10 protein-coding genes are annotated in these 12,515 nt (G+C 71.8%); 3 read left to right on the top strand and 7 right to left on the bottom strand.

All coding sequences use genetic code 11. The features are described from left to right. Nucleotides 1–36: 36 nt before the first annotated feature. Nucleotides 37–1,071: an ornithine carbamoyltransferase gene (gene argF, locus OG798_RS38345; RefSeq protein ID WP_095852141.1), complete on the bottom strand. Its 1,035-nt coding sequence runs from the start codon at nt 1,069–1,071 to the stop codon at nt 37–39. 171 nt (nt 1,072–1,242) lie between these two features. Then, nucleotides 1,243–2,472, bottom strand: a complete 1,230-nt coding sequence (locus OG798_RS38340; RefSeq protein ID WP_183127135.1) for an arginine deiminase — start codon at nt 2,470–2,472, stop codon at nt 1,243–1,245. Nucleotides 2,473–2,639: 167 nt separating this feature from the next. On the opposite strand from OG798_RS38340, the gene OG798_RS38335 reads away from it, so the two are divergent. Beyond that, entirely contained in the window at nt 2,640–3,689 is a 1,050-nt protein-coding gene (locus OG798_RS38335) for an SPFH domain-containing protein (RefSeq protein WP_121414781.1), read from the top strand. After that, nucleotides 3,686–4,579 carry a hypothetical protein gene (locus OG798_RS38330; RefSeq protein WP_121414782.1) on the top strand — a complete coding sequence of 298 codons (894 nt, stop codon included), beginning with the start codon at nt 3,686–3,688 and terminating at the stop codon, nt 4,577–4,579. Before OG798_RS38335 ends, OG798_RS38330 begins: the two co-directional genes overlap by 4 nt. A gap of 212 nt (nt 4,580–4,791) precedes the next feature. Here OG798_RS38330 and OG798_RS38325 read toward each other — a convergent pair whose 3' ends face one another. Further along, entirely contained in the window at nt 4,792–7,338 is a 2,547-nt protein-coding gene (locus OG798_RS38325) for a polynucleotide kinase-phosphatase (RefSeq protein WP_328758443.1), read from the bottom strand. Beyond that, on the bottom strand, nt 7,335–8,816 hold the full coding sequence (locus OG798_RS38320; RefSeq protein ID WP_267063023.1) for a 3' terminal RNA ribose 2'-O-methyltransferase Hen1: 1,482 nt from the start codon (nt 8,814–8,816) through the stop codon (nt 7,335–7,337). Before OG798_RS38320 ends, OG798_RS38325 begins: the two co-directional genes overlap by 4 nt. A 231-nt stretch (nt 8,817–9,047) precedes the next feature. Between OG798_RS38320 and OG798_RS38315 the strand changes: the two genes are divergently transcribed. After that, complete coding sequence (locus tag OG798_RS38315; protein WP_095852147.1) at nt 9,048–9,971, top strand: LLM class F420-dependent oxidoreductase; 924 nt, start codon at nt 9,048–9,050, stop codon at nt 9,969–9,971. A gap of 179 nt (nt 9,972–10,150) precedes the next feature. Here OG798_RS38315 and OG798_RS38310 read toward each other — a convergent pair whose 3' ends face one another. The 3 genes from OG798_RS38310 to OG798_RS38300 all read right to left on the bottom strand — a co-directional run bounded on the left by OG798_RS38310 (nt 10,151) and on the right by OG798_RS38300 (nt 12,425). After that, the gene (locus OG798_RS38310; protein WP_095852148.1) at nt 10,151–10,627 is read right to left on the bottom strand and encodes a DUF6099 family protein; all 477 of its coding nucleotides are present in this window, start codon (nt 10,625–10,627) and stop codon (nt 10,151–10,153) included. Nucleotides 10,628–10,932: 305 nt separating this feature from the next. After that, the gene (locus OG798_RS38305) at nt 10,933–11,271 is read right to left on the bottom strand and encodes a nucleotide pyrophosphohydrolase (protein ID WP_183127137.1); all 339 of its coding nucleotides are present in this window, start codon (nt 11,269–11,271) and stop codon (nt 10,933–10,935) included. After that, the gene (locus OG798_RS38300) at nt 11,268–12,425 is read right to left on the bottom strand and encodes an ATP-binding protein (protein ID WP_121414785.1); all 1,158 of its coding nucleotides are present in this window, start codon (nt 12,423–12,425) and stop codon (nt 11,268–11,270) included. The genes OG798_RS38305 and OG798_RS38300 overlap by 4 nt, the downstream gene beginning before the upstream one ends. Nucleotides 12,426–12,515: the final 90 nt, after the last annotated feature.

Genomic DNA, 12,515 nt, shown 5'->3' with positions numbered 1-12,515 from the left:
GACCGCCGGTCAGGATAAGGCCCGCGGGGACCTCCGTCAGGCCAGGACCTCGGGGATTCCCGCTCGGCCCAGGGTGGCGACCATGATCGCCTTGATGGTGTGCAGCCGGTTCTCGGCCTCGTCGAAGACGACCGAGTGCGCCGACTCGAACACCTCGTCGGTGACCTCCAGCGAGTCGAGGCCGTGGGTCTCGTGGATCTCGCGACCGACCTTGGTGCCCAGGTCGTGGAAGGCCGGCAGGCAGTGCAGGAACTTCACGTCCGGGTTGCCGGTGGCGCGCAGCACGTCCATGGTCACGGCGTACGGGGACAGCGCGGCGATGCGCTCGTCCCACACCTCCTTGGGCTCGCCCATCGAGACCCATACGTCGGTGGCGACGAAGTCGGCACCGTGGACGCCCTCGCCGAGGTGCTCGGTGAGGGTGACGCGCCCGCCGTTGCTCTCGGCGAGCTTGCGGGCCTCGGCGACGATCTCCGCGGCGGGCCAGTAGGCCTCCGGAGCGACGATCCGGACGTCCATGCCGAGGAGCGCGCCGGTGATCAGGTAGGAGTTGCCCATGTTGAAACGGGCGTCACCCAGGTAGGCGAAGGCGATCTCGCCGAGCGGCTTGTCGCAGTGCTCGGTCATGGTGAGCACGTCGGCGAGCATCTGGGTGGGGTGCCAGTCGTCGGTCAGACCGTTGTAGACGGGCACTCCGGCGTACGCGGCCAGCTCCTCGACGGAGGCCTGGCTGTCACCCCGGTACTCGATCGCGTCGAACATCCGGCCGAGCACACGCGCGGTGTCCTTCACGGACTCCTTGTGGCCTATCTGCGAACCGGACGGGTCCAGATACGTCGTCGACGCGCCCTGGTCCGCGGCGGCGACCTCGAACGCGCAGCGCGTACGGGTCGAGGTCTTCTCGAAGATCAGCGCGATGTTCCTGCCCCGCAGGTACTGCGTCTCTGCCCCGGCCTTCTTGGCCGCCTTGAGCTCGGCGGCCAGCTCGATCAGACCGCGAAACTCCTCCTCGGTGAAGTCCAGCTCCTTGAGGAAGTGGCGTCCGGCGAGGGCGGTCGGGACTGTCGCCATGGGGGCGCTCCAGGGATGCGAGAACGGGGACGAACAAAGGGGCGAGTGGAAGTCTATACGATGCTCCACATTTCTATACGGGACCTCTTTGCGGACCTCGGGGACAGCGCGCCTTCGCCGGCGCGGGGAACTGCGCGCCCAGCCACACACAACCCGCACCCGACACCCCGATCAAACCCCCACCCCGTCCCTCTCCACCGGACAGCTCATACACCGAGGCCCTCCCCGCCCCCGTCCCAGCTCACTCCCCGGAATCTCGATCACCTCGATACCCTGCTTGCGCAGATGCGTATTGGTGGTCACATTCCGCTCATAGGCGACGACGACCCCAGGCTCCACCGCGAGGACGTTGCACCCGTCGTCCCACTGCTCCCGCTCCGCCGCGTGCACATCCTGCGTCGCGGTCAGCACCCGGATCTCGCTCAACCCCAGCGCCGCCGCGATCGCCCGGTGCATGTGCTCCGGCGGATGGTCGGTGACCTTCAGCTCCTTGTCCCCCGAGCCCGGTTCGATGGTGTACGAGCGGAGCATGCCGAGCCCCGCGTACTGGGTGAAGGTGTCGCCGTCGACCATCGTCATCACGGTGTCGAGGTGCATGAGGGCCCGCCGCTTGGGCATGTCGAGCGCCACGATCGTACGGGCCGACCCGGCGGCGAACAGCTTGTGCGCGAGCATCTCGACGGCCTGCGGCGTCGTCCGCTCGCTCATGCCGATGAGCACCGCGCCATTGCCGATGACGAGCACGTCACCGCCCTCGATGGTGGACGGGTAGTCCGCCTGCCCCTCCGACCAGAGATTGAAGCCCTCGTCGCGGAAGAGCGGATGGTGCCGGTAGATCGCCTCGAAGTGCACGGTCTCCCGCTGCCGCGCGGGCCAGCGCATGGCGTTGATGGAGACCCCGTCGTAGATCCAGGCGGAGGTGTCCCGGGTGAAGAGGTGATTGGGGAGCGGGCCGAGAAGGAAGTCGTCGAGGTCCATGACATGGAAGCGCACGGAGGTCGGCTCCATGTGCGCGTCCAGGAACTCCCGCTTGGTCATCCCGCCGACCAGCGCGGCCGCCAGTTCCGGGGCGGGCAGGGTCTCGAAGGCCGCCCGGAGGTGGTCGGTGGCGAGCGGCCCGTACTCCTTCTCGTCGAAGACCCGGTCCAGGACGAGCGATCTGGCCACCGGGATCTCCAGGGCCTCGGTGAGCAGGTCGCCGAAGAGATGGACGGTGACCCCGCGGTCGCGCAACACGTCCGCGAACCCGTCGTGCTCCGCCCGGGCCCGGCGCACCCACAGCACGTCGTCGAAGAGCAGCGCGTCCTTGTTGCTGGGGGTGAGCCTCTTGAGCTCGAGGTCGGGTCTGTGCAGGATGACGCGGCGCAGCCGCCCGGCCTCGGAGTCGACGTGGAATCCCATGCCTCCATCCTGACCATCCGGACGCCTGTTCACCCGTGGATCGACGGGAGACGGGCGAGTTGATTTCGTCCTCTTGACGATAAGGGCGCCTCTTCGTTATCGTCACTGCGACGACAAAAGCGCATCACAGCGGGCCGCCGGGATCGCCCGGCGGCGAGGGGGTACCCATGGCCGACATCACCCGGCGTCTCGGCTGGCGCCATCTGCGCGGGGCGCCGACCGCCCATGTCCGGCACCACCGGTCGGGCCGACTGGCGCACGACGGCCCCGGACTCAGTTTCTGGTACCGCTCCCTGACCGCCACGCTCTCCGAAGTCCCGGTCGACGACCGCGAGTTGGCGATGACCTTCCACGCCCGCACGTCCGACTTCCAGGACGTCGCGGTGCAGGCGACCGTCACTTACCGGATCGTCGATCCCGGGGTTGCGGCCACGCGGCTCGACTTCTCCATCGACCCCGACACCGGCTCCTGGCGCGGCACGCCCCTCGAACAACTGGGCTCGCTGCTGACCGAGACGGCCCAGCAGCACGCGCTGGACGTACTGGCCCGTACGACGCTGGCGGCGGCCCTGGTGGACGGCGTCGCGTCGGTACGGGAGCGGATCGCCGGCGGGCTCGCCGCCGAACCCCGGCTGCCCGCGACGGGGATCGAGGTGGTGGCCGTACGGGTCGTCGCACTGCGCCCGGAACCCGAGGTGGAGCGGGCGCTGCGCACTCCCGCCCGCGAGCAGATCCAGCAGGAGGCGGACAAGGCGACGTACGAACGCCGGGCCGTCGCCGTCGAGCGGGAGCGCGCGATCGCCGAGAACGAGCTCGCCAGCCAGATCGAACTCGCCCGGCGGGAGGAGCAGTTGGTCGACCAGCGCGGTACCAACGCGCGGCGCGAGGCGGAGGAGCACGCGGCGGCGGACGCGGTGCGGGCCGGGGCGGAGGCGGCGCGGACCGTGCGGCTCGCGGAGGCGGAGGGCAGCCGGGTCGTACAGCTCGCCAAGGCCGAGGCCATGGCCGCGCGCGAGGTCGGCGAGGCGCGGGCTGCGGCGCAGGCCGCCTGGCTGCGGGTCCACGAAGAGGTGGACGTCGCCACGCTGCACGCCCTGACGGGCACACGGCTCGCGGAGAACCTGCCGCGCATCGACAGTGTCACGGTGTCGCCGGACGTCCTGACGGGCCTGCTCGCACGGCTGGGCAACGGGGCCGCCGGGGGGCCGGAGCAGTGAGTCTCGCGCCCCGGGTCGTCCTCGTCCATCGCACCACGGAGTACGAGGAGTTGGTGGCCCGGCACGGGACGCACGGGCAGGCGGCGTTCTTCCTCTCCTCCCGGGGGCGGGACATCGCGGAGGTGGCCGAGCGGCACCGGCGGGCGCGGGAGGCGCTGGCGGAGGTGGTCTCGGCGGTGCCGCTGACCTGGCGTCAGGCGCGCGTCGAGCGGGGCGACCTGGACCGCTTCCTCTTCGCTCCGGAGGATGTGGTGGTCGTGGTCGGGCAGGACGGGCTGGTGGCGAACGTGGCCAAGTACCTGACCGGACAGCCGGTGGTGGGGATCGACACCGACCCCGGACGGAACCCGGGGGTGCTCGTCCGGCACCGGCCGCGCGACGCGGGCGCGCTGCTCGCCTCGGCGCGCGGGGGCCGGGCCGACGCGCTGACCATGGTCGAGGCGGTCGCGGACGACACGCAGCGGCTCCTCGCACTCAACGAGATCTATCTCGGAACCGCGAGCCATCAGACGGCCCGCTATCGGCTGGGGCTCGACGAGTACGGGGGTGCCGTCGAGCCCCAGGCCTCCTCCGGGGTCCTGGTGGGTACCGGAACGGGCGCCAGCGGGTGGCTCCGCTCGGTGTGGCAGGAGCGGGGCGGTGAGCTGCCGCTGCCCGGACCCGCGGAGGAACGCCTTCTCTGGTTCGTCCGCGAGGCCTGGCCGTCGCCGGCCACCGGCACGTCCCTCGTCGCCGGCTCCCTCACCGCCTCCGACCACCTCTCCCTCACCGTCGAGTCCGACCGCCTCATCGCGTTCGGCGACGGCATGGAGAGCGACGCGGTGGAGCTGGTGTGGGGGCAGACGGTACGGGTGGGGGTGGCGGGGGTGAGGCTGCGCCTGGTGGGCTGAGGGTTGTCTCGCCCCCGCCGCCCCTACCCGTCCCCTCCCCACTTGGGAGCTCCGCCCCCAAACCCCCGACCGACCTGAACGGCCTCGCCCTCAAACGCCGGACGGGCTGAAGATGCGCGCAGCGCCCCTCCAGGGGCGCGGGGAACTGCGCGACCAGCCCCCACCCACCCGCAGCCGAAGAACGCACCCCGGGGATCTGGGGGCGAAGAACGCTACAGACGTGGGTCCACCGGCTCCGACTCCAGCGCCAGCACCCCGAACACCGCCTCATGCACCCGCCACAACGGCTCCCCCTCCGCCAGCCGGTCCAACGCCTCCAGCCCGAGCGCGTACTCCCGAAGCGCGAGCGACCGCTTGTGGTTCAGGAAACGCCCCCGCAGCCGGGCGAGGTTCTCAGGACGCGTGTACTCCGGGCCGTAGATGATCCGCAGATACTCACGGCCCCGGCACTTGATGCCGGGTTGGACAAGACGCCCCTGCCCGCTCCGCACCACCGCCCCGACCGGCTTGACGACCATGCCCTCACCCCCGCGCCCGGTCATCTCCAGCCACCAGTCCACCCCGCCCCGCACGGACTCCGCGTCCCCGGTGTCCACGAACAACCGCCGAGTCGTCTGCAGCAGCCCGCTCCCGTCGTGCTCGACCAGCCGGTCGATGAGCGCGAGCTGTTCGTCGTGCGGCACCGCGGCGAGACTGCGGCCCTGGACCGCGAGGATCTGGAAGGGAGCGAGCCGCACCCCCTCCAACCCCTCCGTCGGCCAGCAGTACCGCCGGTACGCCTCGGTGAACGCCGCCGCGTCGGCGGCCCGCTCCCGCTGCTTGCCGAGCAGCTCCCGGATGTCGACCCCACGCTCCGCGACCCCTTCGAGCGCGGCCAGCACCCCCGGGAACGCCGCCCCGGCCGCGGCGCCGACCGCCGCGTACTGGCTGCGCAGCAACCCGGACGCCTTGAGCGACCACGGCATCAGCTCGGCGTCGAGCAGCAGCCAGTCCGTACCCAGTTCCTCCCACAGACCGGCCGCCGTCACCGCTTCCCGCACTCGCCCGAGGATCTCCTCGGTGACGGCGGAGTCGTCGAAGAAGGGCCGGCCGGTACGGGTGTACAGCGCCCCCGTGGGCCCCTCCGCGACACCGAACCGCTCCCGCGCCACCCCCGCGTCCCGGCAGACCAGCGCCACCGCCCGCGACCCCATGTGCTTCTCCTCGCACACGACGCGGGCGACGCCGTCCTCCTTGTACTGGGCGAAAGCCTCGGCAGGGTGTTCGAGGTAGCCCTCGACCTGGGAGGTCGCCGTGGGCGCCATCGTCGGCGGGAGGTAGGGCAGCAGGCGCGGGTCGACCGCGAACCGGCTCATGACCTCGAGGGCCGCCGCCGCGTTCTCCTCGCGCACCGCCACCCGCCCGGCGTACCGCGTCTCGACGACCCGCCGCCCGTGCACGTCGGCGAGGTCGAGCGGCCGCCCCTCGTGTCCGCCGGGAGCCTCGGAGGCCAGCGGCTTCGTCGGCTCGTACCAGACCCGTTCGGCCGGTACGTCGACGAGCTCGCGCTCCGGCCAGCGCAGCGCGGTGAGCTTGCCGCCGAACACGGCACCGGTGTCGAGGCAGATGGTGTTGTTCAGCCAGGTGGCCGTGGGGACCGGGGTGTGACCGTAGACGACGGCCGCCCGGCCCCGGTAGTCCTCCGCCCACGGATAGCGCACCGGCAGGCCGAACTCGTCCGTCTCTCCGGTCGTGTCGCCGTACAGCGCGTGCGAGCGCACCCGGCCCGACGTACGGCCGTGGTACTTCTCGGGCAGTCCGGCGTGGCAGACGACGAGCCGCCCGCCGTCCAGGACGTAGTGGCTGACCAGCCCGTCGACGAACTCCCGCACCCGCGCGTGGAATTCTTCGCTCTCGCCGTCCAGCTGCTCGATGGTCTCGGCCAGTCCGTGGGAGTGCTGGACCTTGCGGCCCTTGAGGTAGCGGCCGAGCTTGTTCTCGTGGTTGCCCGGCACGCACAGCGCGTCACCGGCCGCGACCATGGACATCACGCGGCGCAGAACTCCGGGCGTGTCCGGGCCGCGGTCGACGAGGTCGCCGACGAAGACGGCCGTACGGCCCTGAGGGTGCGCGCCATCGACGTAACCGAGCTTGCCGAGCAGGGTCTCCAGCTCCGAGGCGCAGCCGTGGATGTCACCGATGATGTCGAAGGGGCCGGTGAGGTGGGTCAGGTCGTTGAACCGCTTCTCCGTCCGCACCTCGGCGCTCTCGATCTCCGCCACGCCCCGCAGGACGTGCACCTTGCGGAAGCCCTCGCGCTCCAAGTGCCGCAGCGAACGGCGCAGTTCACGGATGTGGCGCTGGATGACGCGGCGCGGCATGTCGGCGCGGTCGGTGCGCGAGGCGTTGCGTTCGGCGCACACCTCCTCCGGCACGTCGAGCACGATCGCGATGGGCAGCACGTCGTGCTTCTTGGCGAGTTCGATCAGCTGGCGGCGGCTCTCCTGCTGCACGTTCGTGGCGTCCACGACGGTGCGGCGGCCGGCCGCGAGCCGCTTGCCCGCGATGTAGTGGAGGACGTCGAAGGCGTCGCCGCTGGCGCTCTGGTCGTTCTCGTCGTCGGCGACCAGGCCGCGGCAGAAGTCGCTGGAGATGACCTCGGTCGGCTTGAAGTGCCGGCGGGCGAAGGTGGACTTGCCCGAGCCGGACGCGCCGATCAGGACGACGAGGGAGAGGTCGGTGACGGGCAGGGTGCGCCCCTGGGTGGTGTCGCCGGTCATGCGGCCTTCTCCTCCTTCGTGGTGGTCGGGGTGGCGGTGGTGGCGAGGGTGAAGGCGGCCATCTGGGTCGGCGGACCGACCTCCGGGTCGTCGGGGCCGACAGGCGTGAACTCCACGTCGTATCCGTGCCGCCCGGCCACCTGACGAGCCCAGGTCCGGAACTCCTCCCGGGTCCACTCGAACCGGTGGTCGCCATGGCGGGAGTGTCCGGCCGGGAGGGTCTCCCAGCGGACGTTGTACTCGACGTTCGGCGTCGTCACCAGGACCGTACGGGGGCGGGCCGAGCCGAAGACGGCGTACTCCAGGGCGGGCAGCCGGGGCAGGTCGAGGTGCTCGACGACCTCGCTGAGCACGGCGGCGTCATACCCCTTGAGGCGGTTGTCGGTGTACGCGAGCGAGCCCTGGAAGAGCCGCACGCGCGCGGCCTGCCGCTCGCCCATCCGGTCCAGCTTGAGCCGCCGCGAGGCGATGGTGAGCGCGCGTATCGACACATCGACACCGACGATCTCGGTGAACCGCACGTCCTTGAGCAGCGCCTGCACCAGCTGCCCCTGACCGCAGCCGAGGTCGAGCACGCGGGCCGCGCCCGACGCGTGCAGCGCGGCGAGGATCGCGTCCCGGCGCTGGACAGCGAGCGGGATCGGCTTCTCCTCCGTGTCCGCCTCCTCGTCGACCGCGTTGTCGATCTCCTCGACCTCGGTGTCGTCGGCCTCCGCGAGCCGTACGAGCTCCAGCCGCTCCATCGCCTCCCGCGTCAGCGACCACCGGCGCGAGAGGTACCGGTCGGCGATCAGCCTCTGCTCGGGGTGGTCCGGCAGCCAGCCCTCGCCCGCCCGCAGCAGCTTGTCGACCTCGTCGGACGACACCCAGTAGTGCTTGGCGTCGTCGAGCACCGGAAGCAGGACGTAGAGGTGGCGCAGGGCTTCGGCGACGGTCAGGCCCGACGCCTCCAGTTCCAGGCGTACGTAGCGGGAGTCGCCCCACTCGGGGAACTCCGCGTCCAGCGCCACGGCCTCGACCGTCACCGTCCACCCGAGCGGCTCGAACAGCTTGCGTACGAGGTCGGCGCCGCCCCTGGCGGGAAGCGCGGGCACCTCGATCCGGAGCGGCAGCGGCCGCGCCGGCAGGTCCGGCTTCGCGGCGCACTGGCCCTTCATCGCGCTGGAGAACACCGCGCTCAGCGCCACGGCGAGCAGGGACGAGGCGGCGTACGGGCGGTCGTTGACGTACTGCGCGAGCGCGGCGTCGGGTGCGCCGCCGCGGCCCTTGCCCTTGCCGCGCCGGACCAGCGCCACCGCATCGACCTCCAGCAACAGTGCGGCCGTGCACCGCTCGACGGACGCCTCGGGGTAGAGGACGTGCGCCGTGCCGTAGGAGGTCGAGAACGCCTGCGCCTTGTCGGGATGCTTGTGCAGCAGGAAGCCGAGATCGGTGGCGGGGCGCTCTGGGGTACCGGTGGTACTGATCGTCAGGAACACTGGAATCTGCCTCGAAACGTCTTCTGAGCTGTGCATACCTCACCTGCGCCGAGCGCCGGTGAACCACAGCGGGGGGAGAGCGCGCCGGGGGATCACTGCTCCCGGCCTGTCGTCGGCGCGCCCGCCCCAACGTATAGCGAACGCCCCTGGCAGACCCGAGAATTTTCCCGCCGAGCTCCGCGGCAGCGGTTCCCGGTGGGGCGGCTGATGTGACCGGTGCATGATGGATGCATGGATCTTCGAGTCTTCACAGAACCGCAGCAGGGAGCGACCTACGAGACGCTGCTCCGCGTCGCCAAGGCCGCCGAAGACCTCAACTACGGAGCCTTCTTCCGTTCTGACCACTACCTGCACATGGGATCCGTCGACGGGCTTCCCGGGCCCACCGACGCCTGGATCACGCTGGCCGGTCTCGCCCGTGAGACGAGCCGGATCCGCCTCGGCACGCTCATGACGGCCGGCACCTTCCGTCTCCCCGGCGTCCTCGCCATCCAGGTCGCGCAGGTCGACCAGATGTCGGGCGGGCGGGTGGAACTCGGTCTGGGCTCCGGCTGGTACGAGGCCGAGCACGAGGCGTACGGGATTCCGTTCCCCAAGGAGAAGTTCGGGCGGCTGGAGGAACAACTCGCCATCGTCACGGGCCTGTGGGAGACGCCCGTCGGTGAACGGTTCAACTTCGAGGGGAAGTACTACCAGCTCAAGGACTCCCCCGCGCTTCCCAAGCCCGCGCAGCCGAAGGTGCCGGTCCTGATCGGTGGCCACGGTGCCAAGCGGACGCCCGAGCTCACGGCGCGGTACGCCGACGAGTTCAACATCCCCTTCGCCTCCCTCGCGGACACGGAGCAGCAGTTCCAGCGGGTGCGGGCGGCGGCCGAACGGGCCGGGCGCAAGGGTGACGACCTCGTGTACTCGAACGCGCTCGTCGCCTGTGTCGGCAGGAACGACGGCGAGGTGAAGCGGCGCGCGGACGCCATCGGGCGGGACGTCGACGAGCTCAAGGCGAACGGACTCGCGGGCTCTCCGGCGGAGGTCGTCGAGAGGATCGCCCAGTACCAGGCTGTCGGGTCGCAGCGGATGTACCTGCAGATGCTGGACCTCGATGACCTGGACCACCTGGAGTTGATCGCCGCGGAGGTCATGCCGCAGCTCGGCTGAGATCGCGTTCCTCGGGCCCGCCGCCCCTACCCAAGACGCGCAGCGCCCCTTGAGGGGCGCGGGGAACTGCGCGACCAGCCCCCACCGGCCCGCAGCCGCAAGACCACCCCGCGAGGTCCGGGGCGGAACCCCAGGAGGATGGGACGGGTAGGGGCGGCGGGGGCGAGGGAAGGCCCCGTCTACCCGGCCGCCCGCCCCCGCTCCACCACCCCCTGATCCCGCGCCGCCAACCGTCTCAGCATCTCCAGGACCCGGTCCCGGGACTCGTCCGCCGCGTCGATCGCCTCCATGCACTGCCAGTACGTCCCCTGATCGTCCGCCGCGCAGGCGATACCGACGAGGGCGATACCGACCTCGCCGAGGAGACCCCCGAGGCACAGCAGGGACTCTCGCGCATCTCCCAACTCGGTGAGCTGAGCGGCGCGCAGGTCGGCCATGTCGGGGGGCGGCGCGTCCAGCACACCGCAGCCCCGACCCGCCAGCTCCGTCAGTCCAAGCGCCTCGCCCCGCAGTTCCGGCGGCCCCGAGACGGCGAAGCGACTCCCTATGGCCTGAGCCAAGGCCTGCGCCTGCCACGCCTCCGCCACCACCTCGATCGTGTCCCCGCTCCCCGCGAGAGCGCGCCTGCTCGCCCCGATGAGCCGCACCGCGTCCATGCGCTGCCCCCGTCTGTCCCGACGCGCTCGTCGCACGTCCGCCCGAACTCCCCTGTTCACTACCCAGAGTGATAGCCCGTGAGCCGAAAAGCCAGAGGAAGACCGAAATCTGTGGACACAGAGTTGAATGTGGACAACTCAACGACCCCGGAGAGTGACAATCGGACTCGCCGCTTCCCCGTCACCCTCACCACGCCCCCTCCGCGAGGCACCGCGCACCCCACCACGGGGCCCGCCCGTCCCCGTCCCCCGCGCCACAGCGCACCCCGCACCGCGGCACCCCACACCGCCGGGCCCCGCCCCCCTTACGCCCCCTCCCCCACCGGAAACCTCCGCTCGTTCCGGTCGATCTTCGCGTCGAGCGCCGCCAGCGCGTCGATGCCGAGCACCTCGCACAGCTGGAGCAGATACGCCAGCACGTCCGCCACCTCGTCCGTGACGCGGTGCGCGGTGTCCGCGTCGTCCATGACCCGCGCCGACTCCTCGGGCGTCAGCCACTGGAAGATCTCGACCAGTTCGGACGCCTCCACGCTGAGCGCGGCGACCAGGTTCTTCGGCGTGTGGTACTGCCGCCAGTTCCGCGCGGCCGCGAACTCGGCCAGCCTGCGCTGCAACTTCGCCACATCCAGTTCACTTTCACTCACGGCGTCAGGTCTACCACCGTGACCCCCGGCACCTCGCACACCCGGACGGCGTCGCCCACCGCACCCACCAGCCGGATGTGCCCCCGCTCGCACATCCGCGCCGCCAGCCGCACCAACTCCCCGGCCTGCCGCGCGTCCAGCCCCCGGTCGAGGCCGTCGGCCAGCACCGTCAGCGTCTGCAGCGCGGCCGGGACCTCCCCCGCCGGGTCGACCTCCAGCACGCCGGGCCCGGTGAGCAGCACCAGGGCCAGCGCCAGATACCTCAACTCGCCGTCCCCGAGCAGCCCCAGGTGCGTACGGACGCCGTCCCCGCGGTCGAGGAGCGCGCGGACGGTGCCGTCGCCGAGCGGCTCGGCCAGGACGTCCGTGACGGGGCCCGCGCAGCCGGCCCGTACCGCCGTGACCAGGTGCGCGTAGCGGTGGCCGCACTCCGACCGGGTACGCCACAGCACCTCGGCGAGGTTGTCGCAGCCCCGGAGCAGCCGCCCCGCGCCGAGCGGGGCGGCGGCGCGCATCCGTCGGGGGCTCGGGTCGCAGGCGTACACGGACCGCAGGGCGACCACCATCTGCTCGGCCGCGGCGAGGACCCGGCGCTCGCCGTCCGTCCGGCCGGAGACGCGCAGCGGCAGCAGCGCGGTGCCGAGGCGGTCGTCGGGGAGCGGGCCCCGGGTCACCGGCGACGAGCCCGCCGTGTGCCAGGCCGCCTGGACCACACGGCGGCCGGGGTCCCGTAGCGCGGTCTCCAGGAGGGTCAGCCCGCCCGCGGTCAACCGCTCGCCGACGATGCGCAGTTCGGGCTCGGCCTGGACGGCGACGTCGAGCCGTACGGGTCCCTCGGGGCCGTCGGCCGTGCAGCCGATGCGGAACCCGCGCCGTCGCTGGGCGTCGGGCAGGGCCCGCTCGGGCACACAGGCGTCCGGGTCCGGGAACACCTCGTCCAGCGCGGCGCCGCCGCCGAGCCGCGCCAGCGCCTCGTACGCCCGCAGGGCAGTGGTCTTGCCGCTGCCGCTGGGGCCGGTGAAGAGGGTGAGCGGTCCGAGCGGGAACCGGGCGCGCCGGTGTGCGGCGAAGGCGGCGAGCCTGAGCTCGGTGGCGCCGGGCCGGTCGGGGCGCGCCTCGGCCTGCGCGGGGGCCGCCAGAGATGACACGGTCATATGTGGACGGTAAGGGCCCCCCGCCGGGCGAACCGCAGGCGAACCGTTACACCCTGTTGACCTTCCTACGATCGGGGGACCGGCGCGCGC

This window comes from Streptomyces sp. NBC_00271 (assembly GCF_036178845.1).
In the GTDB taxonomy this organism is placed as follows: Bacteria; Actinomycetota; Actinomycetes; order Streptomycetales; family Streptomycetaceae; genus Streptomyces.
Note: the sequence above shows the minus strand (reverse complement) of the source record. Positions and strands in the feature narration are given on the sequence as shown.

Bases quoted from the DNA above. Each gene is read 5' to 3' on its own strand.
- argF (WP_095852141.1), bottom strand. From the start codon at position 1,071: ATGGCGACAGTCCCGACCGCCCTCGCCGGACGCCACTTCCTCAAGGAG.
- OG798_RS38340 (WP_183127135.1), bottom strand. From the start codon at position 2,472: ATGGGATTCCACGTCGACTCCGAGGCCGGGCGGCTGCGCCGCGTCATC.
- OG798_RS38335 (WP_121414781.1), top strand. From the start codon at position 2,640: ATGGCCGACATCACCCGGCGTCTCGGCTGGCGCCATCTGCGCGGGGCG.
- OG798_RS38325 (WP_328758443.1), bottom strand. From the start codon at position 7,338: ATGACCGGCGACACCACCCAGGGGCGCACCCTGCCCGTCACCGACCTC.
- OG798_RS38315 (WP_095852147.1), top strand. From the start codon at position 9,048: ATGGATCTTCGAGTCTTCACAGAACCGCAGCAGGGAGCGACCTACGAG.
- OG798_RS38310 (WP_095852148.1), bottom strand. From the start codon at position 10,627: ATGGACGCGGTGCGGCTCATCGGGGCGAGCAGGCGCGCTCTCGCGGGG.
- OG798_RS38300 (WP_121414785.1), bottom strand. From the start codon at position 12,425: ATGACCGTGTCATCTCTGGCGGCCCCCGCGCAGGCCGAGGCGCGCCCC.